The sequence below is a fragment of the Pseudomonas sp. Irchel 3H7 genome (assembly GCF_900187605.1).
Lineage (GTDB): Bacteria > Pseudomonadota > Gammaproteobacteria > Pseudomonadales > Pseudomonadaceae > Aquipseudomonas.
Genome location: NZ_FYEA01000005.1, coordinates 21,805 through 47,864, shown reverse-complemented (window position 1 = coordinate 47,864; position 26,060 = coordinate 21,805). Strand labels below are relative to the sequence as shown.

Below are 26,060 nucleotides of genomic sequence, written 5' to 3'. Positions count from 1 at the left end.
GCCGGAAGCGGATCAAAGATGAATGACGGCCAGATCGAGTCGACCGTAATCCCCTTCGCTGTGTTCGCTGCGTGGTGGAACGTGATGGGTTTTCATGATCTGGTCGCCTTGCAGGGTTTCCAGATGAATGTCGAAGCCCCACAGGCGATGCAAGTGTTTGAGCACTTCTTCGGTGGAGTCACCCAATGGTTTGCGGTCGTGCTGTTGGTGACGCAAGGTCAGTGAGCGATCACCGCGTCGATCGATGCTGTAGATCTGCACGTTCGGCTCACGATTGCCGAGGTTGTACTGCGCAGCAAGGGTTTCGCGAATGATCCGGTAGCCGGGTTCGTCATGAATCGCAGGTACCAACAAGTCGTCCTTCTGATCGTCATCCATGATGCTGAACAGTTTCAGGTCACGGATCACCTTTGGCGACAGATACTGCAGGATGAAACTCTCATCCTTGAAGCTGCTCATGGCGAATTTGATGGTCGACAGCCAGTCGCTCCCGGCAATTTCCGGGAACCAGTGACGATCTTCTTCGGTAGGTTCTTCACACATGCGCCGGATGTCCCGATACATCGCGAAGCCCAGCGCGTAGGGGTTGATCCCGTTGTAGTAGGGGCTGTCGAAACCCGGTTGAAACACCACGCTGGTATGCGACGTCAGGAACTCCATCATGAAGCCATCGGTGACCAGCCCTTCATCGTAGAGGTCGTTCATCAGCGTGTAGTGCCAGAACGTCGCCCAGCCTTCGTTCATCACCTGGGTCTGACGTTGTGGATAGAAATACTGAGCGATCTTGCGCACGATCCGCACGATTTCACGCTGCCACGGCTCCAGCAACGGCGCATGTTTCTCGATGAAATACAGGATGTTTTCCTGCGGCTCGGCCGGGAAACGCGCGTTGTCCCTGTCGCTGTACTTGTCTGCGCCTTTGGGAATGGTGCGCCACAGATCGTTGATCTGTTTCTGCAGGTGTTCTTCGCGATCTTTCTGCCGCCGGCGCTCCTCTTCGGCGGAAATTGGATATGGACGTTTGTAGCGATCGACGCCGTAGTTCATCAAAGCGTGGCAGGAGTCGAGCAGGTCTTCCACCGCATCGATGCCATGGCGCTCTTCGCACTGCATGATGTACTGCTTGGCGAACACCAGGTAATCGATGATCGAACTCGCGTCGGTCCAGGTGCGAAACAGGTAGTTGCCCTTGAAAAAGCTGTTGTGGCCATAGCACGCGTGCGCTACCACCAGCGCCTGCATGCAGATGGTGTTTTCCTCCATCAGATAGGCAATGCAAGGGTCGGAGTTGATCACGATTTCGTAGGCCAGGCCCATTTGCCCACGGCTGTAGGATTTTTCGGTGCTGAGAAAATGTTTACCGTAAGACCAGTGGTGATAGCCCAGCGGCATGCCCACCGAGGCGTACGCGTCCATCATCTGCTCGGCGGTGATCACTTCGATCTGGTTGGGGTAGGTATCCAGCGCATAGCGGGCCGCGATCCGGGCAATTTCGCGGTCGTAGGTCTGGATCAGCTCGAACGTCCATTCGGAGCCGGTGGAAATGGGTTGGCGCTTCTGCTCTTTGGCGGTCATGTCACTAACCTGCGCTGGAAGAGTTCACGGAAGACCGGATAGATATCCCCGGCCGAGACCAGTTGCTGCTGGGCAAAAGTGTCAGAGAAAGCTTCGGCGATGCGTTCGTACTCGTACCACAAGGCCTGATGTTCGCGCGGGGTGATCTCCACGTAAGTGTAGTACTGCACAAACGGCATGATCTGGTTGATCAGAATGTCACGGCAGATCGGCGAATCATCGTTCCAGTTGTCGCCGTCGGAAGCCTGCGCCGCGTAGATGTTCCATTCATTGCTCGGATAGCGCTCGGCCATGATCTCCTGCATCAGCTTCAGGGCGCTGGAAACGATGGTACCGCCGGTTTCTCGTGAGTAGAAAAACTCCTCTTCATCGACTTCCCGGGCACTGGTGTGATGGCGGATGAACACCACGTCGATCTTGTCGTAGTTCCGTTTCAGGAACAGGTACAACAGGATGAAAAAGCGTTTGGCAATGTCCTTGGTCGCCTGGGTCATGGAGCCGGAGACGTCCATCAGGCAGAACATCACCGCTTTAGAGCTGGGGTTGGGCTGTTTGATCAGCAGGTTGTACTTCAAGTCGAATGTATCGAGAAACGGTACGCGATGAATGCGCGCGCTGAGTTTTTCGATTTCCGCCTCGAGTTCCTGAATATCGCCGAAGTTGTCCGGCTCTTCGCGTCTCAGCCGTTCAAGTTCTTCTTTGACTTCGCGCAGTTTCGCCCGGCTGCTGCCGGATAGAGCGATACGCCGTGCGTGCGCCGAGCGCAAGGTGCGGATGATGTTGATGCGTGACGGGTTGCCTTCGTTGCTGATCCCGGCGCGCACGGTTTTAAAGGTGTCGGTGCCGCTGAGGTTGCGTTTGACCAGGTTCGGCAGTTCGAGGTCTTCGAACATGAATTCGAGGAATTCTTCCTGAGTGATCTGGAAGACAAACTCGTCCATGCCCTCGCCGGAGTTTCCGGCCTTGCCCGGACCACGTCCGCCGCCACCGCCCGGTGGCCGAGCGATGTGTTCGCCGGCAGTGAATTCCTTGTTGCCAGGATGAACCACGGTCTGCTTGCCGCCGCGACCATGGTGAAGCACCGGTTCGTCGATGTCGCGACCGGGAATGCTGATCTGTTCGCCGTGCTCCATATCGGTAATGGAGCGCCGGCTGACCGCCTCTTCGACAGCCTTCTTGATGTGGTCACGGTAACGCCGCAGAAAACGCTGGCGGTTCACCGTGCTCTTGTTCTTGCCATTGAGACGTCGGTCGATCACATAACTCATAGGAAGCCCTCCGGGCAGCTTCAAGTTGTGAGCTTCAAGCTGCAAGTAAAAGCAGGTTCCCGGGCATCAGTGGGTTACGCGCTTTGTTCTTGCAGCTTGTAGCTAGAAGCTTGCAGCTGCTTCACTGCGACTTCCGGACCCGTAGGTACCATTCGGACAGCAGTCGTACCTGTTTGTCGGTATAGCCACGTTCGACCATGCGTGTAACGAAGTCGTTGTGCTTTTGCTGATCCTCTTTGCTGGCCTTGGCGTTGAAGCTGATGACTGGCAGCAGGTCTTCGGTGTTCGAGAACATTTTCTTCTCGATGACCACCCGCAGTTTTTCGTAACTGAGCCAGGTCGGGTTCTTGCCGTTGTTGTTGGCCCGGGCGCGCAGGACGAAGTTGACGATTTCATTGCGGAAATCCTTCGGATTGCTGATGCCGGCCGGTTTTTCGATTTTCTCCAGTTCTTCGTTCAGGGCGACGCGGTTGAGGATCTCGCCGGTTTCCGGATCGCGGTATTCCTGATCCTGAATCCAGAAGTCCGCGTAGAGCACGTAGCGGTCGAAGATGTTCTGGCCGTACTCGCTGTAAGACTCGAGGTACGCGGTCTGGATCTCCTTGCCGATGAATTCGATATAACGCGGTGCCAGGTATTCCTTCAGATAGCGCAGATAGCGCTCGCGGGTTTCGGCCTGGAATTGTTCCTGTTCGATCTGTTGCTCAAGTACGTAGAGCAGGTGCACCGGGTTGGCGGCGATTTCATGCGGATCGAAGTTGAACACCTTGGACAGGATCTTGAAGGCGAAGCGGGTCGACAGACCGTTCATGCCTTCATCGACACCTGCCGAATCGCGGTATTCCTGAATCGACTTGGCTTTCGGATCGGTGTCCTTGAGGTTTTCGCCGTCGTAGACGCGCATTTTCGAATAGATGTTAGAGTTTTCCGGCTCCTTGAGGCGTGACAGCACAGTGAACTGCGCGAGCATTTTCAAGGTGTCCGGCGCGCAATGCGCCTTGGCCAGGGAGCTGTTGAACAGCAATTTGTCGTAGATCTTCACCTCGTCACTGACGCGCAGGCAGTACGGCACTTTGACGATGTAGATCCGGTCGATGAAGGCTTCGTTGTTCTTGTTGTTGCGGAAGGTGTGCCATTCCGATTCGTTGGAGTGGGCGAGCAGGATCCCGGTGAACGGAATCGCGCCGAGACCTTCGGTACTGTTGTAGTTGCCTTCCTGAGTCGCGGTCAGCAACGGATGGAGCACCTTGATCGGTGCCTTGAACATTTCGACGAATTCCATCAGGCCCTGGTTGGCCCGGCACAGCGCACCGGAATAGCTGTAAGCGTCGGCGTCGTTCTGTGGGTATTCCTCGAGTTTGCGGATGTCGACTTTGCCGACCAGCGCGGAAATGTCCTGGTTGTTCTCGTCGCCTGGTTCGGTCTTCGCCACGGCGATCTGGTTAAGGATCGACGGGTAAAGCTTGACCACGCGGAACTGGCTGATATCGCCGCCGAACTCGGCCAGGCGTTTGGTGGCCCATGGCGACATGATGGTGTTCAGGTAGCGCCGTGGAATGCCGAAGTCTTCCTCGAGGATCGCGCCATCTTCGGTGGCGTTGAACAGACCCAGTGGCGATTCGAATACCGGCGAGCCCTTGATCGCATAGAAGGGCACTTTTTCAATCAGTTGTTTCAGCTTCTCGGCCAGCGACGATTTACCACCGCCGACAGGGCCGAGCAGATAGAGGATTTGTTTCTTCTCTTCCAGGCCTTGGGCGGCATGGCGGAAATACGAGACGATCTGGTCGATGCATTCTTCCATCCCGTGGAAGTCTTCAAAGGCCGGATAGCGGCGGATCACCTTGTTGGAGAAGATGCGTGACAGCCTCGAATTGGTCGAGGTGTCGAGCAGTTCCGGTTCGCCGATGGCCAGCAATAGACGCTCGGCAGCGGAAACGTAGGCGCTACGGTCTTTCTTGCACAGCTCCAGGTACTCTTGCAGCGAGAGTTCTTCCTGGCGTGTGGACTCGAAGCGTTGTTGGAAGTGGCTAAAGATACTCATGACGTCACCTCGCTCGATACGTGGAGCCGACGCCGGATCACTCAGTCGATGCTGGCAAGCAGCCGCAGTAGCAGCTGATTGTTTACCCCCCAGAACACTTTCACGATCGACAATCGTGAAAGTCACTCCCGATGACCCGTGCGCCGGTGTACCGGCTCTCCCCTGATTTGGATGGCCTGGGCTTAAGGATAGTTGGGAATTCGGGAGGTAAAGGCGAGATACGTAATTAGTTGTGGCAAGACCGTTCGTCTGCCCGCGCAGGCCCACGGCAGCCGGGGCCTGCGCGTGACAAAAAAATTATTCGGCGGTGCCTTGGGCCGTTTCCGCAGGATAAGTCGTACGCCACAACTCAAAGCCACCGTCCATGCTGTAGACGTCGGAGAAGCCTTGGCTGATCAGGTACGCCGCTGCGCCCTGGCTGGAATTGCCGTGATAGCAGACGACCACGGTCGGTGCATCAAGGTCGGCGCCTTGAATAAAGGCGTGCAGCGAATGATTGTCCAGATGCTTCGAGCCGCTGATGTGCAGGGCGGCAAAAGTCGCCGGGTCGCGCACGTCGACCACGACAGCACCTTGTTCACGCAGGGCCTGGGCCTGTTCCGGGGGGATTCGTTTGAATTCGCTCATGGCGGGTTCCTGTTGCTCGGCTGAAAGCGCAGTCTAACGCGGGACGCTGACTGGCGAAGTTTCGGAGATAAGTGGTGCGACGGTCGGGGCGAGGCCGCCATGTTCATCGCATTTGCACGACAGGCGTTCACCGCTGTCGACGTTCATCAGGGTCAGGCTGCCGCCCCAGACACAACCGGTATCCAGCGCCGAAATACCCGGTTCATGGATATTGCCCTCGAGTGCCGCCCAGTGGCCGAAGATGATGCGCAAGCCTTTGGTCTTGCGGTCCCGGTGCTGGAACCACGGTTTGTAGCCGGGCGGGGCGGTGTCCAGGCCTTCCTTGCTCTTGAGGTCGAGCTTGCCTTCGGCGGTGCAGAAGCGCATCCGCGTGAAATAGTTGGTGATGACGCGCAGACGGGCTACGCCCTTGAGGTCGTTGTCCCACTTCGCCGGCTCGTTGCCGTACATGCCGTCGAGGTAGGCAGGCAACATGTTGTCGTCACGCAGGGCGGTCTCGACTTCGTCTGCGCACTTCAAGGCCCGGCGCAGCGACCACTGGGGTGGAATGCCAGCGTGGACCATGGCGACATCGCGCTGCTCGTCGTAGTGCATGAGCTTTTGTTGCCGCACCCACTCCAGCAGTTCGGCGCTGTCCGGCGCTTCGAGAATCTCGCGCAGGGTATCGGACTTCTTCAGGCGCTCGATGTTTCTAGCCGCAGCCAGCAGGTGCAGGTCGTGATTGCCCAGAACGCAGACCAGCGACTCGCGCATGCCATATAGAAAGCGCAGGGTTTCCAGCGATTGTGGGCCACGGTTGACCAGATCGCCGACCAGCCACAGACGATCGAGTGTCGGGTCGAATGCCACTTGCTTGAGCAGGCACTTGAGCGGTTCGAGGCAGCCTTGCAGGTCGCCGACGGCATACGTCGTCATCAGTGCAAGGCTCCGGGCACCGCCAGACGGAAAGGTTTGATGATGGCGTCGAAATGTTTGCCATCGTCGGCAACCATTTCGTAGGTGCCCTGCATGGTGCCGACCTTGGTGGTCATCACTGTGCCGCTGCTGTAAGTGTGGCTCTGGCCGGCATCAATCAACGGTTGCTGACCGACCACGCCTGCACCGCGCACTTCTTCGACATGGCCGTCACCGTCGGTGATTACCCAATGCCGCGACATCAGGCGTGCGGGTTGCTCGCCATTGTTCTGCACGGTGATGGTGTAGGCGAAGGCGAAGCGGTCGTGCTCGGGTTGCGATTGGTCTGCCAGATAGCGGGTAACGACGCTGACATCGACCTGGTAACGGGAATCGGACATGCAAGAGGCCTTAAACGAAGCGGAACGCGGGGCGTAGCTGATGGGGAGTCAGTCTAGGCAAGTATCGGGCAGTAAACCAGAGTGGCGTCCTGCCCGATAGCGTTCATCGTTTATCAGTCAGCGGCGGGGGAGGCCGGAACCTGAATGGCGAGCTGGTCGGCGAGGCGTACGAACGCGGCCAGATCCAGTTGCTCCGGACGCAGGCTGCCATCGACGCCGGCGGCTTCGATTTCAGCGTTGCTGAGCAATTGCTTGAGGGTGTTGCGCAAGGTTTTGCGGCGTTGGTTGAACGCTTCGCGCACCACGCGCTCCAGCAGCTTGTGATCCTTGGCCGGGTGCGGCAGTACGGCGTGAGGCACCAGACGGACGATCGCCGAGTCGACTTTCGGCGGTGGGTTGAACGCGCCCGGGCCAACGTTGAACAGGTGCTCTACACGGCAGTGGTACTGAACCATGATCGACAGGCGACCCCAGTCACCGCCACCCGGGCCCGCGGCCAGACGCTCGACCACTTCTTTCTGCAGCATGAAGTGCATGTCGCGAATGATGCCGGCGTTGTTCAGCAGGTGAAAAATCAGCGGCGTGGAAATGTTGTACGGCAGGTTGCCGACCACTCGCAGGCTGTTCGGCGCCGCTTTGAGCGTGTTGAAGTCGAACTTCAGCGCATCGCCCTGATGCAGGTTGAAATTGCTCTTGCCGGCAAACTGCTGGTTGAGGATCGGGATCAGGTCCTTGTCCAGTTCCACCACGTCGAGTTGCGCGCCGGAACTGAGCAGGCCGGCGGTCAATGCGCCCTGGCCCGGGCCGATTTCCAGCAGGCGATCTTCAGACTTGGCGCTGATGGAGCGCAGGATGCGGTCAATAACGCCGGCATCGTGCAGAAAGTTCTGGCCAAAGCGTTTGCGCGCCTTGTGTTGGTATTGCTCGGTCATAAACGGGTCTCGGCCATCTGGTAGGCGGTTTCCAGGGCGACTTGCAGGCTGCCGGTGTCGATCTTGCCGCTGCCGGCCAGATCCAGGGCGGTGCCGTGGTCGACCGACGTGCGGATGATCGGCAGACCCAGGGTCACGTTGACGGCAGCGCCGAAGCCTTTGTACTTGAGCACAGGCAGGCCCTGGTCATGGTACATCGCCAGCACTGCGTCGCAGTGCTCCAGATATTTGGGGGTAAACAGAGTGTCGGCAGGCAGCGGGCCACGAAGGTCCATGCCCTCGCCGCGCAGGCGCTCTAATGTCGGTTCAATGATGTCGATTTCTTCATGGCCCAGGTGGCCGCCTTCACCGGCGTGCGGGTTGAGCCCGCAGACCAGGATGCGTGGCTGGGCGATGCCGAATTTGTGTTGCAGGTCGCTGTACAGAATCCGCGTCACGCGCTCCAGCCGTTCTGGTGTGATCGCGTCGGCAATCTCGCGCAGGGGCAGGTGAGTGGTGACCAGTGCCACGCGCAAACCACGCGTGGCGAGCATCATCACCACTTGTGCGGTATGAGTCAGGTCGGCGAGGAATTCCGTGTGCCCGGAAAAGGCGATGCCTGACTCGTTGATCACGCCCTTGTGCACTGGGGCGGTGATCATCCCGGCGAAGTCGCCGTTGAGGCAACCGTTGCCGGCGCGGGTCAGGGTTTCGAGGACGAACGCAGCGTTGGCCTTGTCCAGTTGCCCGGCAACCACGGGGGCGCTGAGCGGCGTATCCCAGACATACAGGCTGTTGGCGGGCGCCGGAGCGTCCGGCCAGTGATCAGGCGCAACATCCAGCAAAGTGACAGCCAGCCCCAGCTGCGCGGCCCGCTCAAGGAGCAAGTCGCGGCTGGTGATGGCAATCAGGGGATGTGGCTGGGCTTGCGAGGCGAGCAGCAGGCACAGGTCGGGACCGATGCCGGCTGGTTCGCCGGGTGTCAGCGCGAAACGCTGGGGTTTCACTGCGCTGCCTGGTCTGCACCAGGGAGTTTGATCTCTACGTACGCTTCGTCACGGATCTGACGCAGCCAGGTTTGCAGCTCTTCGTCGTATTTGCGGTTACGCAGTACGGTCATGGCTTGCTGCTCACGGGCCTGTTCGGTGCTGTCGGTGGCGCGACGGCCAAGGACTTCGAGAACGTGCCAGCCATATTGGGTCTGGAACGGCTTGGACAGCTGACCTTGTGGGGTCTTGGCCATCACTTCGCGGAATTCCGGAACCAGTGCGTTCGGGTCGATCCAGTTCAGGTCGCCGCCGTTAAGCGCCGAGCCTGGGTCTTCGGAGTAACTTTTGGCCAGAGTGGCGAAATCTTCGCCGGCCAGAATGCGCTCGTACAAGGATTGAACCAGCGCCTTGGTCTTCGCTTCATCGCGAATCGGGCTCGGCTTGACCAGAATGTGACGTACATGCACTTCATCGCGCATCTGCGCTTCGCCACCGCGTTTTGCCAGCAGCTTGAGGATGATGAAGCCACCCGGTGTGCGGGCAGGTTGAGTGATGTCGCCGACGGCCATGCTGCTCAACTCGCGGTCGAACGGCGGTGGCAGTTGCGCGGCTTTACGCCAGCCCATGTCGCCGCCTTCCAGCGCGTTGTCGCTGCCGGATTTGGCAACGGCCATCTGGCCGAAGTCAGCGCCTTGCTTGAGCTGCTGGTAAACCTCCATGGCCTGACGGGCTGCACTTTGAATGGCTTCAGAGTTGGCGCTTTCCGGCGTCGGGATCAGGATGTTGGCCAGGTGCAGTTCTTCGGACAGTTGCATTTTGCCCAGGTCGGAGGCGAGGAAGTTTTTCACTTCCTGTTCGGAAACCTGAATGCGTTCTGCCACGCGACGCTGACGCACACGGCTGATGACCATCTCGCGCTTGATCTGCTCACGGGCGTCGTCATAGTTCAGACCGTCGCGAGCCAGGGCGGAGCGGAACTGCTCAACAGTCATGTTGTTGCGCTGAGCAATGGTGCCGACCGCCTGGTTCAGCTCTTCGTCAGTGATGCGGATGCCAGAGCGTTCGCCGATCTGCAGTTGCAGGTTTTCGACGATCAGGCGCTCGAGCACCTGTTGATCCAGTACGCCAGGAGGCGGCAGGCCACCGCCACGCTTGGCGATGGTCTGTTGAACTTCGTGGACACGTTGGTCCAGTTGGCTCTGCATGACCACGTCGTTGTCGACGATCGCTACCACTTTGTCGATGGATTGAACTGCGGCGTTAGCCGCAGTACCCAGGAACAGCGCGCCCAGCATCAGCGGGCGCAGACAATCAGAAAGCTTGGTCTTCACGTTCACGATAACCTTGAATGCCTTTGTCGAGGAAGCTCTCTACCTTGGCGCCGGTGAGGCCGCCGAGTCCCTTCAGAACAATTTGGAGGAAGACGCCATGGTCGCCTTTTTCGTTTTGCGGAGCATCCTGGCTGAACTCGTCATAGGAAACCCAGTAACGGTTGATCAGGCGCAACTTCCAGCAGCAGTTGTCGTACTCGAAACCACCGAAGGCTTCCAGGGTACGGTTGCGGTTGTAGTCGTACTGCCAGCGGCTGATCGCGTTCCACTGCGGAACGATCGGCCAGATGACCGAGAAGTCATGCTGCTGGATCTTGTAGTAGTCCTTCACATAGCCAGCTGTGCCAGGTGTGCCGTAGTCGCCACCCATCTGCCACTTGCCCGTTGTCTGGTCGTAGCGGATCTGGTCGTTGCGATAGCGATAGCCGGCATTGATAACCTTGTTCGGGTTGTCTTCAGGCTGATAGTGGAACATCGCACTGCCGGAACGCGGGCTGCGGCTGTCCGGATCCCAGTTGTAGTCGGCAGTGGTGCGCCAGTCGCGGTTCCAGCGGTATTCGTATTCAAGCGCATACGGAGACACATTGGAGTGCGCGTCGTCGCGGGTTTTCGCGTCGATACCTGGCAGTTGAACTTCACGATCCTTGAAGTACAGGGCCTGGCCGACACTGATGCGTTGACGCTCGAACCCGTCGTCTTCGATCCAGCGGCTGGTCACGCCCAGCGACAGTTTGTTCTCGTCGCCGACACGGTCGGAGCCTGCGAAGCGGTTATCACGGAACAGCGACGCATAGTTGAAGGTGTATTCGCTGGTGTCGAACACCGGGATATCGTTCTGGTCTTTCTCGGGTACATAGAGATAGAACAGGCGCGGTTCCAGGGTCTGGCGATAGTTCTTGCCGAAGAACGACGTGTTGCGGTCGAAGTACAGGCCGCTGTCGATACTGGCGATCGGGACGCCACGGTTTTGCGAGCTGCTGTACTTCTCACCCAGCGCCGAAGCGCCGTTGCGGTTAGTCACCAGGTCGTCTTTACCTTGTCCGTCGAGATCCAGATCGTACTGGGTGTACTGATACTTGAGCGATGGCTTCAGGAAGCCATAGGTCCAGTTCATCGGCAGGCTGACACCCGGTTTCAGGTTCAAACGATCGCCGTTGGCGCGAGCCAGGCCTGCGACGTTGGTATCAAGGCGCGGGGTACCGATGGTTCCGTCCGCATTGATCGGACCGCCGTTTTCGTCGAGGAAGTTGCCGGTTTTCAGATCACGATCAAACCGAACAAGCTCGGTCTCGTAATCGAAGTCCAGGCCTTGCGGATGATATGGCAGCTGACCATTGAAGGTAATCTGCGGCAGACGGCCATACGGTGTGATGCTCGCAACGGTCGCCAATTGGTACTGCTGGGCATTCAAGCGAGCGGTGTAGCTGTCACCCCGATAGCTGATCGAACCTTGCTGGTTCACGAAGTCGCTGGACTTCACGCCAATCTGATCGGTCTGCAGATCCTGGAAGTAATACGGATCGCTGATCTTGGTGTAGTCGACTTCAGTGAACACACGGGAGTCGAGACCGCCCTTGTGCTGCCAGTTGTACATGTAGCGGGTTTTTTCGTAGTCGGTCTGCTTGCTGCGCTCGGTATCGTCATCGTTCAGATACGCGGCACCGAACTGACCTTCACTCGACTTGGTCAGGTAACGGAATTCGCCTTCCACCAGCATGCCGCGCTTGCTCATGTAGCGCGGGTACAACGTGGCGTCGTAGTTCGGCGCCAGGTTGAAGTAGTACGGTGTAACCAGCATGAAGCCGGTATCGGTGCCGCTGCCGATGGTCGGCGGCAGGAAGCCCGACTGACGACGGTCGTCGATCGGGAAATAGATGTACGGCGTGTACAGAATCGGAATGTCTTTAACGCGCAACGTCACGTTGGTCGCGGTACCGAAACCGGTGGCCGGGTTCAAGGTGATGTTGTTGCCCTTGAGCTGCCAGGCATTGCTGTTCGGTTCGCACGTGGTGTACGTGCCGTCCTTCAAGCGAATGATCGCGTTCTCGGCACGTTTGGCGTACAGCGCATTACCGCGGATACGCGATTTGTGCATCACGTATTCGGCGTTGTCGACTTTCGCTTCACCGGTGTCGAGCTGCACGTCGGCGTGGTCGCCGACGATCAGCGCACCGTTGTCGCGGATGCGTACATCGCCATTGAGTTCGGCGCGGCTCTCGGCCTGATACAGGCTGGCCTCGTCGGATTCGACCTGCATGCTGCCCTGACGCAGGACGACATCGCCGGCCAGCGTACCGACTTGATCATCGGTGTTATAGCGCGAGGCTTTTGCGCCGATAAAGGTCGGTGCATCGCTTTTATTCGTCTTGTCATTCATGCCAGGACGAATCGGTTCGATATAGGCACCAGAGCAGTAAGGCCCGGTCTCGGCCAATTGGGCGGCGGTGAGCTTCTCGCGCGGAACCCAGTCGAGGTGACTGAAGTCTTCGCTACGGGATTTCAGACCGCGGCCCTTGGCTTCGGTAACCAGTACGGTTTTAGGGCCAGTGTCGCTGGTCGAACCGTTCTCGGTTGGCGCTTCGCCAGCGGCACTGACGGCACTGCCGTCATGCACTGGGCGCGGCGGCAACGCAGCAGCGGTTGATTTGGGCGCACAGGCCCAACCACCCGAAGCCGAGACGGAGCAGTCATACTGCTCGGCGGCAACAACGAATTGACTGGCCAGAGGTTGCATAGCCAGCAGACTGCCGGTTACCAACAACGGAAATTTTTTACGAAACGCGGGGGATTTCAATGCCATCTTATTAGTCCGGGCTTCCTGCGTGCCATCTGCCCGCGGTGTGGGCCGCACGCCTCTCGATGGTCTGAAAAAGATGCTGGATAATAAAGCATGACCCGCTTGACGGCTAGCGCCGTCGGAGACCCTTGCAATGCCTGACCAAGATGTACGCTTGCAACACCTGAAAGTTTGGCTCGATGAGCAGTTGGCAATCCTGTTTGCAGATCAGGGCTGGGGCACCGTGCCCCCGGCCACGTTGACCGCGGCCAGCAGCGACGCGAGTTTCCGCCGCTACTTCCGCTGGGAAGGCGAGGGTCGCAGCTTCGTCGTGATGGACGCGCCGCCGCCCCAGGAAAACTGCAAACCGTTCGTGGATATCGCTTTTTTGCTGGCGAAATCCGGAATAAATGTGCCGAAAATTTATGCCGAGGACCTTGAGCGTGGATTTCTTTTGCTCAATGACCTGGGTAACAAGACCTATCTCGACGTGATCGATGGCGAAAATGCCGACGCATTATTCAGTGATGCCCTGCAAGCGCTGCTGGCTTTTCAGCAATTGCCGATGGTCGCACCGTTGCCGAGCTACGACGTTGCCTTGCTGCGCCGAGAGCTGGAACTGTTCCCCGACTGGTACGTAAAGCGTGAACTCGGTGTCGAATTCGACGCGACCCAGCAACAGCAGTGGCAGCAGGTCAGCGATCTGCTGATCGACAGCGCACTCGCGCAGCCCAAAGTGCTGGTGCACCGCGACTACATGCCGCGCAACCTGATGCTCAGCGAGCCGAACCCCGGTGTGCTGGATTTCCAGGATGCGGTCTACGGCCCGGTGACCTACGACGTGACCTGTCTGTTCAAGGATGCCTTTCTCAGCTGGCCTGAAGAGCGTGTGCGCGGCTGGCTGGAAAGCTACTGGCAGCAAGCCTCGGCACTGAATATCCCGGTGCAGCCGGACTTCGAAGACTTCCTGCGCGCCAGTGACCTGATGGGCGTACAGCGCCACCTGAAGGTCATCGGCATCTTCGCGCGCATTTGTCATCGTGATGGCAAGCCGCGTTATCTGGCCGACGTACCGCGCTTCTTCTCTTATATAGAGGCGGTGATTGCGCGTCGTCCTGAATTGGCAGAACTGCAAGCGCTGTTCACCAGCCTGCGGGGTGGAGCAACAGCATGAAGGCAATGATTCTGGCGGCAGGCAAAGGCGAGCGCATGCGCCCGCTGACCCTGACTACGCCGAAACCACTGGTGCGTGCCGGCGGTGTCCCACTGATCGAATATCACCTGCGGGCTCTCGCTGCCGCAGGGTTCAACGAGATCGTGATCAATCACGCCTGGCTCGGTCAGCAGATCGAAGATTATCTGGGCGACGGCTCGCAATTTGGCGTGAGCATTCAGTATTCGCCGGAAGGTGAGCCACTGGAAACCGGCGGCGGGATTTTCCGTGCGCTGCCGTTGCTCGGCGATGATGCGTTTCTGGTGGTGAACGGTGATATCTGGACCGATTACGACTTCAGCGTCCTGCACCAGCCGATCAACGGGCTCGCGCATCTGGTACTGGCGGACAATCCGGCGCACCACCCGCGCGGTGATTTCACACTGGTCGACGGCGAAGTGCACGACGGTCAGCCGGACGCTGCGACCCTGACTTACAGCGGCATCGCCGTATTGCATCCGCAACTGTTCGACGGCTGTACCGACGGTGCCTTCAAACTGGCGCCGCTGTTGCGTAACGCCATGGCGGCTGGCGAAGTCACGGGCGAACGTCTGAAAGGTCACTGGGTGGACGTCGGCACGCACGAGCGTCTGGCCGAAGCTGAAGCATTGATAGAAGCGAGTCGCTGACATGTTGTGGCCAGGGACTCTGATTGGAGCCGGAGCGGGTTTTGCGATTGCCAGCATTCCGGGGGCCATGCTTGGGGCATTGTTGGGACAGGCGCTGGATCGGCGCCTGCACTTGCAGAGCTGGGGGCATTTGCGCGAAAAACTCGGCGGTCGGCCGATGTTGCGCAATGACGAATTGTTGTTTGTGCTGCTCGGGCGTCTGGCCAAAAGTGACGGTCGGGTCACTGACGGGCATATCCAGCAGGCGCGTAACGAAATGCGTGCGCTGGAAATGAGCGAGCCGGCTACGCGTCGGGCGATTGCCGCGTTCAATCGCGGCAAGTCCGGCAGCGACAATCTGCGCGGTTATCTACGGCGCCTGAGTGCGCAGCCGCATGCCGCCGAAGGTGTGTTGCGCGCCTGTTGGCGGATGGTCTGGGCCGATGGTCGCGCGGGTGTCAGTGAGCGTGAACTGCTGGCGCAATGGGGCAAGTGGCTGGGCTGGACGACGCATCAGGTGCAGGCACTGGCCAATGATTACGAGCCGGGCAAACGACCGATCGTCAGCGCTGCTGTGAGTTATCAGGAGGCGATGCGTTTATTGGGCGTGTCGGCGTCCAGTGAACCGGCGCAGATCAAGCGCGCCTATCGGCGCCTGCTCAGTCGTCATCATCCGGACAAGATTGCCGGGTCGGGTGCGACGCCAGTGCAGGTGCGTGAAGCCACCGAAAAAACCCGTGAGCTGCACAACGCCTACACGTTGATTCGTGAGCGGCGGGATTTTCGCTAACCGTTAGGTGTGTAGCGACTGCGCTGGCCTCTTCGCGAGCAGGCTCGCTCCCACCATGGACTGTGTACGCAGATCCATGTGGGAGCGAGCCTGCTCGCGAAGGGGGCGACTCGGTCTTTCTGTCAGTCCGTGTTCTGCGGGTTCAGCCAGCCACGCACCCGGCGGAACAACTGTTCCTGTTCAGCCTTGTTATCCGGCAAAGCCTTGAGCGCGACCTGGCTGAACGCCGAGGTCTTCAAGCGCTTGCTCGCCTGCATGCGCTCCAGCGCGGCGTTGCGATCCAGCGGCTTGTCCATATAGAAAATATCGGCGGTCGGCAGCTTCAGCGTCGGCGTCACTTCGGCCAGTGGCGGTTTGGCCTTGGCTGGCATCTGCGCATCGACCATGACGAACTTTTCTACCTGCGCCGTTTGTTTCTCGCTCAGGTATCGCGCGGCCCAATAGGCGCCAGTGCCGTGCCCAAGCACGACAATGCTGCGTGCGCTCTGCTGCTCGGCGTAAGCAATCGCGGCGTCGATGCGCGCGAAGATGCGTTCGGCGTCAGCTTTGGATTGCTCTTCAGTGGTTTCGGCGACCACCTGATCCGCCACTTCTGCTTCACCGCCAGCGGCTTGCTCGATCGGCTGCGCGGTGGTGGAGTCCTTGCTGCCGGACTCCGGGGCTTTCGGCACAGCGGGTGCCTCGACCACGCGCGGTGCAAAGGCGTCGCTTTGCAAGTCGGGCAGCGTAATACTCAGGCTGCTCCATTTTGCATCCGGCAGTTTGCGCCGCAACGGGCCGATTGCCTGCGGCCAGTCAGCGGTTTCGCCGGTGCCGGGGACGATGATCACTGCGCCTTTCGGTTCGGCAGTGTTGGCCGGTTTCCACAGGGCGAGGAAGGTGTCGGTACCGGCCTGCAACTGTTGCTGTTCTTGCGCCGGGACTTTACGTTCCAGTGCGGCGGCCTCTTCCTGACTACGCTCAAGCAGTGGCTGGCGTTCGGCCGGTTTTTCTTCGGCCGGTTTTTCCGCTGTGGCGGCGGGTGCCGGATCGGCGGCTTCGACGGAAAACGCACAAGGCAGGAGCAGCGACAGGCACAATGCTGGCATTGCCAGGCGGTAGACAGAGGGCATCGGTTATTCCAGGCCAGAAAGTATCCCGGCAGCCTAATGGGTTGGTCAGAATTTGTCAGTGTATGAGACTTCAATGAAGCGATTTTGCTGCCTGTGGGTTATCGGCTGTTTGTGGTTTCCCTTGATGGGCTGGGCGGCGCCTGCGCCGCCTTCTCATCTCGCACAGTTGTCGGCGAGCCAGCAGCAATGGCTGGCGCAACACAATGAATTGCGCGTCGGCCTGGTGTTGCAAGCCCCGTATGCGCAATACGACCGGCGCTTGCAACGGCTGTCGGGGGCCAACGTCGAGCTGATGAAGTTGCTGGCCAAGGTGCTCAATGTCGAACTGAGCTGGCGCAATTTTCAGGATCTCGCGCAATTGGACGCCGCCATGCGCGAGGGCGAGATCGATATCGCTCCGGGCCTGAGCCAGACCCCGAGTGCCCTGCGTCTGTGGCAGTTCTCTGATCCGTACATGCGCGTGCCGCAACTGGTGGTCAGCGACCAGAAGGCCAGTGGTGTGGTCGATCTGGAGAAGCTCGACAGCCAGATCCGCGTCGCCGTGCGCATGCCCAGCAGCACGGCTGATTACCTGCGCGGCAACTACCCCCATCTGAATCTGCAAGGTGTACCACTGGAGCGTCAGGCCTTGCAGTTGCTGTTGAGTCAGCAGGCCGCCTACGCCGTGGTCGATGAGGCGCAACTCGGGCGCTTGTCGGTAGAGCCTGAGTTCGCCGGGCTGGTGGTGGTCGGCGATATCGGCCTGCCACAACTGCTGCGCGTCGGCTCGCGCCGCGATTGGCCAGAGTTGGCCGGCATCATTCAAAGTGCGCTGCGTGCCATCCCGGCCAAGGATCTGGAGCAGTTACACAACCAGTGGCTGCAACCGAAATATCCGCGACTCTCGGAGTCGCCGGGGTTCTGGCAAAACCTCAGCTTGTTGTTTGCAGTGATGCTGCTCAGTTGTGTCGCGATCGTGTTCTGGCAGCGTCGCCAACAGCACAGCCTCGAACAGCGATTGCTGGCCGCCCGGGAAGACATCGCCTTGCGCGCGGCCAACGAAGAAGCGCTGCGGTTGACGCAGTTCTCCATCGACCAAAGCACCGTCGGCATCCTTTGGGTCAACTGGGACAGCCATGTGCGCTACGCCAATCGCGCGGCGGAAATTATGCTCGGTTATCCCTCGGGCGGACTGATCGAACGGCCATTGATCGACTTCGAACCGGGTCTGCACATGGACCGCTGGCTCAATCTGTGGAAGCGCGCGCGGGCCAGTGAAGAAGGTCCGCTGAGTTTCGAAACCAGTTGCGTGCGGGCTGACGGCAGTATTTTGCCGGCGGATGTCTCGCTGAGTTTCCTGCGCTTTCGCGACAGTGAATACCTGGTGGTGTACCTCACCGACGTCACCGAGCGCCGTCGCGCCCTCGCCGCGTTGCAGGAAAGCGAGGCGCGTCTGCAAGGCATCGCCGCCAACGTGCCGGGATTGGTGTTTCGTCTGGAGCGCGCGCCGGTGACCGGGCAGATCGACTTTGCCTACATCAGCGAGGGCAGCGAAAGCCTGGTCGGTTACGCCCCGGCCACCATAGCCCATCGCGACATGGGTCTGCGCAGCCTGGTGCATCCCGACGATAAGGCGAGTTATCACCGCACTCAGGATCAGGCGCTGGACACCGACAGTGACTGGTCGTGGCAGGGCCGGATCCTCACGCGTCAAGGCCAGCAGCGCTGGGCCGAGATCAAGGCGATCACCCGGCAACTGGAGGATGGCGCCTATGTCTGGGACGGCATCGTCTGGGACATCACCGAGAGCAAGCGTATCGAGCTGGAGTTGGCGGCCTCCCGTGAGCAACTGCGCGAACTGTCGGCGCACCTTGAGAGCGTGCGTGAAGAAGAGAAGGCGCGCATTGCCCGCGAGGTTCACGATGAACTGGGGCAGATGTTGACCGTGCTGAAGCTGGAAACATCGATGTGCGAGTTAGCCTACGCGCAACTCGATCCGGGGTTGAACGAGCGGTTGAACAGCATGAAACGCCTGATCGCTCAGTTGTTCCAGTTGGTGCGCGACGTGGCCACGGCGCTGCGACCGCCGATTCTCGATGCCGGGATTGCCTCGGCGATCGAGTGGCAGGCGCGGCGCTTCGAGGCGCGCACGCAGATCCCGTGTCTGGTGCAGGTACCGGATAATCTGCCGGTACTCAGTGATGCCAAGGCAATTGGCTTGTTCCGGATCTTGCAGGAGGCGCTGACCAATGTGATGCGCCATGCTCAGGCGCATACTGTGGAACTGACGTTGGCGCTGGAAGGCGATGAGTTATGTCTGACGGTCAGTGATGATGGCGTAGGATTTGTTCCCGCCAGCGGTCGACCGACTTCGTTTGGCCTGGTCGGCATGCGTGAGCGGGTGCTGATCATGGGCGGGCGGTTGGTGCTGGAGAGTGAGCCGGGGGAGGGCACCAGTCTGAATGTTTGGGTGCCGGTGAGTGAGGTTTGAAGATATGTGGTGTTTGGGCTGACGCTTTCGCGAGCAGGCTCCCTCCCACAGGGATTGCTGTGTACCTGAAATCTGGAGAAAAACGTGATCCGTGTACTGGTAGCCGAAGACCACACCATCGTCCGTGAAGGCATCAAGCAATTGATCGGCCTGGCCAAGGATCTGCAAGTAGTGGGCGAGGCGAGCAATGGCGAGCAATTGCTTGAGGCCCTGCGCAGCGTGCCATGCGAAGTGGTGCTGCTGGACATCTCCATGCCCGGTGTCAATGGCCTGGAGGCGATCCCGCGAATCCGCGCGCTGAACAATCCACCGGCGATCCTGGTGCTATCTATGCACGACGAAGCGCAGATGGCTGCGCGGGCGCTGAAGGTCGGCGCCGCCGGGTATGCGACCAAGGACAGTGACCCGGCGCTGTTGCTCACCGCCATTCGTAAAGTCGCGGCGGGTGGGCGATACATTGATCCGGATCTGGCGGATCGCATGGTGTTTGAAGTCGGCCTGACCGATGCACGGCCCCTGCATTCGTTGCTGTCCGAACGCGAGTTCTCGGTGTTCGAACGCCTGGCCCAGGGCGCCAACGTCAACGACATCGCCCAGCAACTGGCGCTGAGCAGCAAAACCATCAGCACCCACAAGGCGCGGCTGATGCAGAAGCTCAACATCACCTCGCTGGCCGAACTGGTCAAATACGCGATGGAACACAAACTCCTCTAACAGTCACCGTGATCAAAATTGTAGGAGTGAGCCTGCTCGCGATAGCGGTAGATCTGTCACTGCAGTGTTGACTGAGCAGACGCCATCGCGAGCAGGCTCACTCCTACAGGGGGGCTGCGCAGCCTTCGGGATTATGGACATATCCATGAGCGACAGGCGCTTTTGCTTGTTCTTGCAGCTTGCAGCTCAACCCTCGCCACTGCCTTATCCATTAGCGCCATCCTTGTAGGGCAATCCCTACCCCCAACCTTCCATCCGGCTGAGGCGATTCTCTCCTGCGCCCCGATTTGCGTGGCTGTCAGCAGCCACTAGGCTTAACCCACAAGCAGTCATCAACAACAAAGGTGTGGGTATGAGCCAGGTCGATACAAACGCAGGGGCCAGTGATGTGCTGGTCAGCTTTCGTGGAGTGCAGAAGAGCTACGACGGCGAGAACCTGATCGTCAAAGACCTCAACCTGGACATTCGCAAAGGCGAATTTCTGACCCTGCTCGGGCCGTCCGGTTCCGGCAAGACCACCAGCCTGATGATGCTCGCCGGTTTCGAAACGCCGACCGCTGGCGAGATCCTGCTGGCCGGGCGTTCGATCAACAACGTGCCGCCACACAAGCGTGACATCGGCATGGTGTTCCAGAACTACGCGCTGTTCCCGCACATGACCGTCGCCGAAAACCTCGCGTTCCCGCTGAGCGTGCGTGGCCTGAATAAAAGCGACGTCAACGACAAGGTCAAGAAAGTCCTCAGCATGGTCCAGCTCGATGCGTTTGCCTCGCGCTACCCGGCGCAGTTGTCCGGTGGTCAGCAGCAGCGTGTGGCGCTGGCCCGCGCGCTGGTGTTCGAACCGCAACTGGTGCTGATGGACGAACCCCTCGGCGCCCTCGACAAGCAACTGCGTGAACACATGCAGATGGAAATCAAACACCTGCACCAGCGCCTCGGCGTAACCGTGGTCTACGTGACCCACGATCAGGGCGAAGCGCTGACCATGTCCGATCGCGTTGCGGTATTCCATCAGGGCGAAATCCAGCAGATCGCCCCGCCGCGCACACTTTACGAAGAACCGAAAAATACCTTTGTTGCCAACTTCATCGGTGAAAACAACCGCCTTAACGGTCGCCTGTTGAGCCAGAACGGCGAGCGTTGCGTGGTCGAGTTGGGCCGTGGCGAAAAGGTCGAGGCGCTGGCGGTCAACGTCGGCCAGACCGGTGAACCGGTGACTTTGTCGATCCGTCCGGAGCGCATCAGTCTCAACGGTTCCAGTGATCAATGCGTTAACCGCTTCTCAGGGAGGGTGGCGGAATTCATCTATCTGGGCGACCACGTCCGGGTGCGCCTGGAAGTCTGCGGCAAGACCGACTTCTTCGTGAAACAGCCGATTGCCGAGCTCGATCCAGCGCTCGCGGTCGGTGACGTGGTTCCGCTTGGCTGGCAGGTCGAGCACGTACGCGCACTCGATCCTCTTCTAGAGGCGAACTGATCGCCCCGGCAATACCAACACCAACCCTGCACGTGGAGAGAACAATAAATGTTGAGATCCCTGAAGTTCACCGCCCTGACCCTGGGCCTGATGGGTGCGGCCAGCGCGATGGCCGCCGGCCCGGATTTGACCGTGGTGTCGTTTGGCGGGGCGAACAAGGCCGCGCAAGTCAAAGCCTTCTATGCACCGTGGGAAGCGGCGGGCAACGGCAAGATCGTCGCTGGCGAGTACAACGGCGAAATGGCCAAGGTCAAAGCCATGGTCGACACCAAGAGCGTGTCGTGGGACTTGGTCGAAGTTGAATCGCCAGAGCTGTCCCGTGGCTGCGACGAAGACATGTTCGAACAACTCGACCCGGCGCTGTTCGGCAAGACTGAAGATTACGTCAAAGGCGCGATTCAGCCGTGCGGCGTGGGCTTCTTCGTTTGGTCGACCGTACTGGCTTACAACGCCGACAAACTGAAAACCGCGCCGACCAGTTGGGCGGATTTCTGGGACACCAAGAAATTCCCGGGCAAGCGTGGCCTGCGCAAAGGCGCCAAGTACACCCTCGAATTCGCGCTGATGGCCGATGGTGTGGCGCCGAAAGACGTCTACAAAGAGTTGGCGAGCAAGGGCGGCCAGGATCGCGCGTTCAAGAAGCTTGATGAGCTGAAGCCAAGCATTCAGTGGTGGGAAGCCGGCGCACAACCGCCGCAATACCTCGCTTCCGGTGACGTGGTGATGAGCTCGGCTTACAACGGTCGCATCGCGGCGGTGCAGAAGGAATCCAACCTGAAAGTGGTGTGGAACGGCGGCATCTACGACTTCGACGCCTGGGCCATCCCGAAAGGTCTGGACGCCAAACGCGCGGAAGCGGCGAAGAAGTTCATCGCCTTCTCGGTACAGCCGCAGCAGCAGAAGACCTACTCGGAAAACATCGCCTATGGCCCGGCTAACACCCAAGCCGTACCGCTGCTGGCCAAGGACGTCCTCAAAGACATGCCGACCACCCCGGAAAACATCGCCAACCAGGTGCAGATCGACGTCAGCTTCTGGGCTGACAACGGCGAGCAACTGGAGCAGCGCTTCAACTCCTGGGCTGCGAAGTAACCCGAGCATACGGGCCGACGGCTTTCCGGATGATCGTTCCCACGCTCTGCGTGGGAACGCCGCCCGGGACGCTCCGCGTCCCCGTGTGACGCAGAGCGTCACTGGATTCATTCCCACGCAGAGCGTGGGAACGATCAGTAGCAAAAGTTCGAGGTGGTATTCACCACCTCTGTAACGATCAAAGATTTGCGGAGTACGTCATGGCCATCGCCGTTCCCCTGAACGAGGGCAACAGCCCCACCTTGAAGCAGAAGCTCAAGCGCGCCGAGCGGGTCAACCGCTGGAAGGCTCAAGCGCTGATTGCGCCGCTGTTTCTGTTTCTGTTGCTGGTGTTTCTGGTGCCGATCGTGGCGCTGCTCTACAAAAGCGTCGGCAACCCCGAAGTGGTCGGCGGCATGCCGCGCACCGTGGCGGCCATCGCCAGTTGGGACGGCCGCGGCCTGCCCGCTGAACCGGTCTACAAAGCCGCCGGCGAAGACCTCGCCGAAGCGCGCAAAAACCAGACGCTGGGCGATCTGTCCAAGCGCTTGAACATGGAGTTGGCCGGCTATCGCAGCCTGTTGACCAAAACCGCCCGGGCGCTGCCGTTCGCCAGCGAACCGGCCTCTTATAAAGAAGCGCTGGAAGCACTCGACGAACGTTGGGGCGACCCGGCCTACTGGCAAGCGGTCAAACGCAACACCAGCAACATCACCCCGTATTACCTGCTGGCGGCAGTCGATCACCGCATCGACGACCTCGGCGAAATCGCCCCGGCCACGCCGGATCAGGCGATCTACCTCGACATCTTCGCCCGCACGTTCTGGATGGGTCTGGTCATCACCGTGATCTGTCTGGTGCTCGCGTATCCACTGGCCTACCTGTTGGCGAACCTGCCATCGCGGCAAAGCAACCTGCTGATGATTCTGGTGCTGCTGCCGTTCTGGACCTCGATCCTGGTGCGCGTCGCCGCGTGGATCGTGCTCCTGCAATCCGGCGGGTTGATCAACAGCGGCCTGATGGCCATGGGCATCATCGATAAACCGCTGGAACTGGTGTTCAACCGCACCGGTGTGTACATCTCGATGGTGCACATCCTGCTGCCGTTCATGATTCTGCCGATCTACAGCGTGATGAAAGGCATCTCGCCTACCTACATGCGTGCCGCCATTTCCCTCGGCTGCCACCCGTTCGCCAGTTTCTGGCGGGTGTACTTCCCGCAGACCTACGCCGGTGTTGGCGCCGGTTGCCTGTTGGTGTTCATCCTCGCCATCGGCTACTACATCACCCCGGCGCTGCTCGGCAGCCCGAACGATCAAATGGTCAGCTACTTCGTCGCCTTCTACACCAACACCAGCATCAACTGGGGCATGGCCACCGCGCTGGGCGGGCTGTTGCTGCTGGCGACTGTAGTGCTTTATCTGATTTACAGCTGGCTGGTCGGCGCCAGTCGCCTGCGCCTGAGCTAAGGGGAATTCGAAATGCTGAGTCCTTACATGTCGCCCATCGAACGGGTGTGGTTCTACAGCCTGCGGATTCTCTGCGGCTTGATTCTGTTGTTCCTGATTCTGCCGGTGCTGGTGATCATTCCGCTGTCGTTCAACTCGGGGAGTTTTCTGGTCTATCCGCTGCAGGGTTTCTCGCTGCAGTGGTATCACGACTTCTTCGCCTCGGCGGAATGGATGCGCGCACTGAAGAACAGCATCATTGTTGCCCCGGCGGCGACGGTACTGGCGATGGTCTTCGGTACGCTGGCGGCGATCGGTCTTACTCGCGGTGACTTCCCCGGTAAAGCGCTGGTGATGGCGCTGGTGATTTCGCCGATGGTGGTGCCGGTGGTGATCATTGGTGTGGCGAGTTATCTGTTTTTTGCGCCGCTGGGTTTGGGTAACAGCTTCTTCTCGCTGATCGTGGTGCACGCGGTGTTGGGTGTGCCGTTTGTGATCATCACGGTGTCGGCGACGTTGCAGGGGTTTAATCACAATCTGGTGCGGGCGGCGGCGAGTCTCGGTGCATCGCCCTTGACCGCGTTCCGTCGGGTGACCTTGCCGCTGATTGCGCCGGGGGTGATTTCCGGGGCGCTGTTTGCCTTTGCGACGTCGTTTGATGAGGTGGTGGTGACGCTGTTTCTTGCGGGACCTGAGCAGGCGACGTTGCCTCGGCAAATGTTCAGCGGGATTCGCGAGAACCTCAGCCCGACGATTGCGGCTGCTGCTACGTTGCTGATTGCTTTCTCGGTCATCTTGTTGCTGACCCTGGAATGGCTGCGTGGTCGTAGCGAAAAACTGCGGACTGCTCAGGTTTAAGGGCCAGATCAAAAGCTTACCCCCTCACCCCAGCCCTCTCCCCCAGGGGGGCGAGGGGGAAAGGGAGCAGATCTTCATGGCTTTCGAGGCCTGAGCTCGACTCGGTATTTCAGGTCGGTGTACTTCGAGAGTACAACGCGGTCAGTCCCCTCTCCCTCGGGGAGAGGGCTAGGGTGAGGGGCTCTTGCTCTTGCTCTCGCCTGCGAGGGGTCATTCACCAGATGAATAGCAGACAACCCCAATTCCCCAGCTAATCTTGTGCCCAGCTCCCACATCTATAAGAGGCTGCGCACGATGAGTCTGTCCCAGTTCAAAATCGCTCACAAACTGATCACCGGCGCCGCTGCCATCGAGCAACTGGCCGCCGAACTCACACGCCTCGACATCGACAACCCGCTGATCGTCACCGACGCAGCCTTGGTCAAATCCGGCACGGTAGAGCTGGCGCTGGTGCAACTCGGTGGGCGCGACTACGAGATTTTCGACCGCGTTTTGCCAGACCCGGAAATTGCCATAGTCGAAGACTGCATGCGCGTTTACCGTGAGGGCGGGCATGACGGCTTGATCGGTCTCGGTGGTGGCAGTGCCATCGACATCGCCAAAAGCGTCGCCGCCTACGCCGGTTACCACGGCGCGCTGGAGGACCTGTTCGGCGTCGACCAGGTGCCGCGCAAAGGCCCGCCGCTGATCGCCATCCCGACCACCGCCGGCACCGGTTCCGAAGTTACCAACGTCGCGATCCTCTCGGACAAAGTCGCGCAGTTGAAGAAAGGCATCGTCAGCGACTTTCTATTACCGGACGTGGCGCTGGTCAGCCCGCAGATGACCCTGACCTGCCCGCGCAGCGTCACCGCCGCCAGTGGTGTCGACGCGCTGGTGCACGCCATCGAATCCTATCTGTCGGTGAATGCCTCGCCGATCACCGACTCGCTGGCCATCGGCGCCATCAAGCTGATCGCCAACGCGTTGCCCAAGGCCTACGCCAACGGCACCAACCTGCAAGCCCGCGAAGACATGGCCACCGCCAGCCTGATGGCCGGCATGGCGTTCGGCAATGCCGGGGTCGGCGCGGTGCATGCGCTGGCGTATCCGCTGGGCGGGCGTTTCAACATTGCCCATGGCGTCAGCAATGCCTTGCTGCTGCCGTATGTCATGACCTGGAACAAGATGGCCTGCGTCGAACGCATGCAGGATATTGCCGAAGCCATGGGGGTGAAGACTGCTCATCTGAGTGCCGCCGAAGCAGCGGATAAAGCCGTGCAGGCAATGAGCGATCTGTGCGCAGCCGTGGAAATTCCGGCCGGGCTGCGCAGTTTCGGTGTCCCGGAAGAGGCAATCCCGGCGATGGCCGTGGAAGCGGCGGGCATTGAGCGGCTGATGCGCAACAATCCGCGCAAACTCAGCGCTGTGGACATCGAGAAGATCTACCGCGCGGCGTATTGAGTCAGCGCCCGTCCTCCGTCATGGCACAACCCAATCATCG

Annotated in this window: 21 protein-coding genes; 10 read left to right on the top strand and 11 right to left on the bottom strand. The window is 59.7% G+C overall.

Going from position 1 to position 26,060, the window contains the following annotated elements:
- Positions 1-12: 12 nt before the first annotated feature.
- From CKW38_RS10630 to CKW38_RS10585, 10 genes are all read right to left on the bottom strand, one after another.
- A complete protein-coding gene (locus tag CKW38_RS10630; RefSeq protein WP_007910113.1) occupies positions 13-1,575 on the bottom strand; it encodes a SpoVR family protein in 1,563 nt (520 codons plus the stop codon).
- Positions 1,572-2,843 carry a YeaH/YhbH family protein gene (locus CKW38_RS10625; RefSeq protein ID WP_007910114.1) on the bottom strand — a complete coding sequence of 424 codons (1,272 nt, stop codon included), beginning with the start codon at positions 2,841-2,843 and terminating at the stop codon, positions 1,572-1,574. Before CKW38_RS10625 ends, CKW38_RS10630 begins: the two co-directional genes overlap by 4 nt.
- Before the next feature lie 121 nt (positions 2,844-2,964).
- Complete coding sequence (locus tag CKW38_RS10620; RefSeq protein ID WP_007910115.1) at positions 2,965-4,887, bottom strand: PrkA family serine protein kinase; 1,923 nt, start codon at positions 4,885-4,887, stop codon at positions 2,965-2,967.
- Between the two features lie 297 nt (positions 4,888-5,184).
- The gene (gene glpE / locus CKW38_RS10615; RefSeq protein ID WP_016983139.1) at positions 5,185-5,514 is read right to left on the bottom strand and encodes a thiosulfate sulfurtransferase GlpE; all 330 of its coding nucleotides are present in this window, start codon (positions 5,512-5,514) and stop codon (positions 5,185-5,187) included.
- Positions 5,515-5,547: 33 nt separating this feature from the next.
- On the bottom strand, positions 5,548-6,429 hold the full coding sequence (locus CKW38_RS10610; protein ID WP_007910125.1) for a symmetrical bis(5'-nucleosyl)-tetraphosphatase: 882 nt from the start codon (positions 6,427-6,429) through the stop codon (positions 5,548-5,550).
- Entirely contained in the window at positions 6,429-6,809 is a 381-nt protein-coding gene (gene apaG / locus CKW38_RS10605; protein WP_007910127.1) for a Co2+/Mg2+ efflux protein ApaG, read from the bottom strand. Before apaG ends, CKW38_RS10610 begins: the two co-directional genes overlap by 1 nt.
- A gap of 113 nt (positions 6,810-6,922) precedes the next feature.
- Positions 6,923-7,741 (bottom strand): 16S rRNA (adenine(1518)-N(6)/adenine(1519)-N(6))-dimethyltransferase RsmA, encoded by an 819-nt coding sequence (rsmA, locus tag CKW38_RS10600; RefSeq protein ID WP_095112710.1) that lies wholly within the window; start codon positions 7,739-7,741, stop codon positions 6,923-6,925.
- Entirely contained in the window at positions 7,738-8,727 is a 990-nt protein-coding gene (gene pdxA, locus CKW38_RS10595) for a 4-hydroxythreonine-4-phosphate dehydrogenase PdxA (protein WP_007910129.1), read from the bottom strand. The genes rsmA and pdxA overlap by 4 nt, the downstream gene beginning before the upstream one ends.
- On the bottom strand, positions 8,724-10,040 hold the full coding sequence (gene surA, locus CKW38_RS10590) for a peptidylprolyl isomerase SurA (RefSeq protein WP_045121567.1): 1,317 nt from the start codon (positions 10,038-10,040) through the stop codon (positions 8,724-8,726). The genes pdxA and surA overlap by 4 nt, the downstream gene beginning before the upstream one ends.
- Entirely contained in the window at positions 10,021-12,840 is a 2,820-nt protein-coding gene (locus tag CKW38_RS10585; protein WP_095112709.1) for an LPS-assembly protein LptD, read from the bottom strand. The genes surA and CKW38_RS10585 overlap by 20 nt, the downstream gene beginning before the upstream one ends.
- Before the next feature lie 130 nt (positions 12,841-12,970).
- On the opposite strand from CKW38_RS10585, the gene CKW38_RS10580 reads away from it, so the two are divergent.
- The 3 genes from CKW38_RS10580 to CKW38_RS10570 are packed head-to-tail and all read left to right on the top strand — an operon-like array spanning position 12,971 to position 15,427.
- On the top strand, positions 12,971-13,990 hold the full coding sequence (locus tag CKW38_RS10580) for an aminoglycoside phosphotransferase family protein (protein ID WP_095112708.1): 1,020 nt from the start codon (positions 12,971-12,973) through the stop codon (positions 13,988-13,990).
- Positions 13,987-14,658: an N-acetylmuramate alpha-1-phosphate uridylyltransferase MurU gene (gene murU / locus CKW38_RS10575; protein WP_007910138.1), complete on the top strand. Its 672-nt coding sequence runs from the start codon at positions 13,987-13,989 to the stop codon at positions 14,656-14,658. The genes CKW38_RS10580 and murU overlap by 4 nt, the downstream gene beginning before the upstream one ends.
- A gap of 1 nt (position 14,659) precedes the next feature.
- Positions 14,660-15,427, top strand: a complete 768-nt coding sequence (locus CKW38_RS10570) for a TerB family tellurite resistance protein (RefSeq protein ID WP_007910140.1) — start codon at positions 14,660-14,662, stop codon at positions 15,425-15,427.
- Between the two features lie 122 nt (positions 15,428-15,549).
- Here the strand turns inward: CKW38_RS10570 and CKW38_RS10565 are convergent, their stop codons facing one another.
- Positions 15,550-16,539, bottom strand: coding sequence for an alpha/beta hydrolase family protein (locus CKW38_RS10565; protein WP_095112707.1), 990 nt, complete (start codon positions 16,537-16,539; stop codon positions 15,550-15,552).
- Between the two features lie 73 nt (positions 16,540-16,612).
- On the opposite strand from CKW38_RS10565, the gene CKW38_RS10560 reads away from it, so the two are divergent.
- The 7 genes from CKW38_RS10560 (at position 16,613) to CKW38_RS10530 (ending at position 26,020) form a co-directional block, all read left to right on the top strand.
- A complete protein-coding gene (locus CKW38_RS10560) occupies positions 16,613-19,009 on the top strand; it encodes a PAS domain S-box protein (protein ID WP_095112706.1) in 2,397 nt (798 codons plus the stop codon).
- A gap of 84 nt (positions 19,010-19,093) precedes the next feature.
- A complete protein-coding gene (locus tag CKW38_RS10555) occupies positions 19,094-19,723 on the top strand; it encodes a response regulator transcription factor (protein ID WP_007910149.1) in 630 nt (209 codons plus the stop codon).
- 352 nt (positions 19,724-20,075) lie between these two features.
- A complete protein-coding gene (locus tag CKW38_RS10550) occupies positions 20,076-21,200 on the top strand; it encodes an ABC transporter ATP-binding protein (RefSeq protein ID WP_007910151.1) in 1,125 nt (374 codons plus the stop codon).
- A gap of 48 nt (positions 21,201-21,248) precedes the next feature.
- Positions 21,249-22,292: an ABC transporter substrate-binding protein gene (locus CKW38_RS10545; protein ID WP_038363355.1), complete on the top strand. Its 1,044-nt coding sequence runs from the start codon at positions 21,249-21,251 to the stop codon at positions 22,290-22,292.
- 200 nt (positions 22,293-22,492) lie between these two features.
- Positions 22,493-23,740, top strand: a complete 1,248-nt coding sequence (locus CKW38_RS10540; RefSeq protein WP_095112705.1) for an ABC transporter permease — start codon at positions 22,493-22,495, stop codon at positions 23,738-23,740.
- A 12-nt stretch (positions 23,741-23,752) separates the two neighbouring features.
- On the top strand, positions 23,753-24,577 hold the full coding sequence (locus CKW38_RS10535) for an ABC transporter permease (protein WP_007910157.1): 825 nt from the start codon (positions 23,753-23,755) through the stop codon (positions 24,575-24,577).
- 294 nt (positions 24,578-24,871) lie between these two features.
- On the top strand, positions 24,872-26,020 hold the full coding sequence (locus CKW38_RS10530) for an iron-containing alcohol dehydrogenase (RefSeq protein ID WP_095112704.1): 1,149 nt from the start codon (positions 24,872-24,874) through the stop codon (positions 26,018-26,020).
- Positions 26,021-26,060: the final 40 nt, after the last annotated feature.

Excerpts from the sequence above, each read along its gene's own strand:
- CKW38_RS10630 (WP_007910113.1), bottom strand. The coding sequence starts at position 1,575 with ATGACCGCCAAAGAGCAGAAGCGCCAACCCATTTCCACCGGCTCCGAA.
- CKW38_RS10625 (WP_007910114.1), bottom strand. The coding sequence starts at position 2,843 with ATGAGTTATGTGATCGACCGACGTCTCAATGGCAAGAACAAGAGCACG.
- CKW38_RS10620 (WP_007910115.1), bottom strand. The coding sequence starts at position 4,887 with ATGAGTATCTTTAGCCACTTCCAACAACGCTTCGAGTCCACACGCCAG.
- glpE (WP_016983139.1), bottom strand. The coding sequence starts at position 5,514 with ATGAGCGAATTCAAACGAATCCCCCCGGAACAGGCCCAGGCCCTGCGT.
- CKW38_RS10610 (WP_007910125.1), bottom strand. The coding sequence starts at position 6,429 with ATGACGACGTATGCCGTCGGCGACCTGCAAGGCTGCCTCGAACCGCTC.
- apaG (WP_007910127.1), bottom strand. The coding sequence starts at position 6,809 with ATGTCCGATTCCCGTTACCAGGTCGATGTCAGCGTCGTTACCCGCTAT.
- rsmA (WP_095112710.1), bottom strand. The coding sequence starts at position 7,741 with ATGACCGAGCAATACCAACACAAGGCGCGCAAACGCTTTGGCCAGAAC.
- CKW38_RS10585 (WP_095112709.1), bottom strand. The coding sequence starts at position 12,840 with ATGGCATTGAAATCCCCCGCGTTTCGTAAAAAATTTCCGTTGTTGGTA.
- CKW38_RS10580 (WP_095112708.1), top strand. The coding sequence starts at position 12,971 with ATGCCTGACCAAGATGTACGCTTGCAACACCTGAAAGTTTGGCTCGAT.
- murU (WP_007910138.1), top strand. The coding sequence starts at position 13,987 with ATGAAGGCAATGATTCTGGCGGCAGGCAAAGGCGAGCGCATGCGCCCG.
- CKW38_RS10570 (WP_007910140.1), top strand. The coding sequence starts at position 14,660 with ATGTTGTGGCCAGGGACTCTGATTGGAGCCGGAGCGGGTTTTGCGATT.
- CKW38_RS10565 (WP_095112707.1), bottom strand. The coding sequence starts at position 16,539 with ATGCCCTCTGTCTACCGCCTGGCAATGCCAGCATTGTGCCTGTCGCTG.
- CKW38_RS10560 (WP_095112706.1), top strand. The coding sequence starts at position 16,613 with ATGAAGCGATTTTGCTGCCTGTGGGTTATCGGCTGTTTGTGGTTTCCC.
- CKW38_RS10550 (WP_007910151.1), top strand. The coding sequence starts at position 20,076 with ATGAGCCAGGTCGATACAAACGCAGGGGCCAGTGATGTGCTGGTCAGC.
- CKW38_RS10545 (WP_038363355.1), top strand. The coding sequence starts at position 21,249 with ATGTTGAGATCCCTGAAGTTCACCGCCCTGACCCTGGGCCTGATGGGT.
- CKW38_RS10540 (WP_095112705.1), top strand. The coding sequence starts at position 22,493 with ATGGCCATCGCCGTTCCCCTGAACGAGGGCAACAGCCCCACCTTGAAG.
- CKW38_RS10535 (WP_007910157.1), top strand. The coding sequence starts at position 23,753 with ATGCTGAGTCCTTACATGTCGCCCATCGAACGGGTGTGGTTCTACAGC.
- CKW38_RS10530 (WP_095112704.1), top strand. The coding sequence starts at position 24,872 with ATGAGTCTGTCCCAGTTCAAAATCGCTCACAAACTGATCACCGGCGCC.